Source organism: Marinobacterium sedimentorum (assembly GCF_024267675.1).
In the GTDB taxonomy this organism is placed as follows: domain Bacteria; phylum Pseudomonadota; class Gammaproteobacteria; order Pseudomonadales; family Balneatricaceae; genus Marinobacterium_A; species Marinobacterium_A sedimentorum.
Genome location: NZ_JALDYX010000083.1, coordinates 1 through 1,067, shown reverse-complemented (window position 1 = coordinate 1,067; position 1,067 = coordinate 1). Strand labels below are relative to the sequence as shown.

Genomic DNA, 1,067 nt, shown 5'->3' with positions numbered 1-1,067 from the left:
ATGGGTAAGAAAGCATTTGAACGTAACAAGCCGCACGTAAACGTCGGCACCATCGGTCACGTCGACCACGGCAAAACCACTCTGACAGCCGCTCTGACGCGCGTTTGTTCTGAGACCTGGGGCGGTGCTGCCGTTGCCTTCGACGGTATCGACAATGCTCCTGAAGAGCGTGAGCGCGGTATCACCATCGCGACTTCGCACGTTGAGTACGAGTCTCCGAGCCGTCACTACGCGCACGTTGACTGCCCGGGACACGCCGACTACGTCAAGAACATGATCACTGGTGCTGCCCAGATGGACGGCGCTATCCTGGTATGTGGCGCAACTGACGGCCCGATGCCGCAGACTCGCGAGCACATCCTGCTGTCGCGTCAGGTTGGCGTACCTTTCATCGTTGTCTTCCTGAACAAGGCTGACCTGCTGGCTGAAGATTGCGGCGGCGTTGATTCTGAAGAATACGCTGAAATGCTGGAACTGGTAGAAATGGAGCTGCGCGAGCTGCTCGATACCTACGACTTCCCGGGCGACGACACACCGATCATCGCCGGTTCCGCTCTGATGGCCCTGAACGGCCAGGACGACAACGAGCTGGGTACGTCTGCTGTGCTGAAGCTGGTTGAAGCGCTGGACAACTACATCCCGCAGCCTGAGCGTGCAATTGACCTGCCGTTCCTGATGCCGGTGGAAGACGTCTTCTCCATCTCCGGTCGCGGTACTGTTGTAACCGGTCGTGTAGAGCGTGGCATCCTGAAAGTGGGCGACCAGATCGAGATCGTTGGTGTTCGCGATACTCAGGTTACCACCTGTACGGGTGTTGAAATGTTCCGCAAGCTGCTGGACGAAGGTCGTGCAGGCGAGAACGTTGGTGCGCTGCTGCGTGGCACCAAGCGTGACGACGTTGAGCGTGGTCAGGTTCTGGCGAAGCCCGGTTCCATCACTCCGCACACCCAGTTCGAAGGCGAAGTCTACGTACTGAGCAAAGAAGAAGGCGGACGTCACACTCCGTTCTTCAAAGGCTACCGTCCGCAGTTCTACTTCCGTACCACAGACATCACTGGTGCCTGTGA

Annotated in this window: 1 protein-coding gene; it reads left to right on the top strand. The window is 58.1% G+C overall.

Going from position 1 to position 1,067, the window contains the following annotated elements; all coding sequences use genetic code 11:
- The coding region (gene tuf, locus MRS74_RS23515) for an elongation factor Tu (RefSeq protein ID WP_254582716.1) at positions 1–1,067 on the top strand (1,067 nt) is incomplete at its 3' end.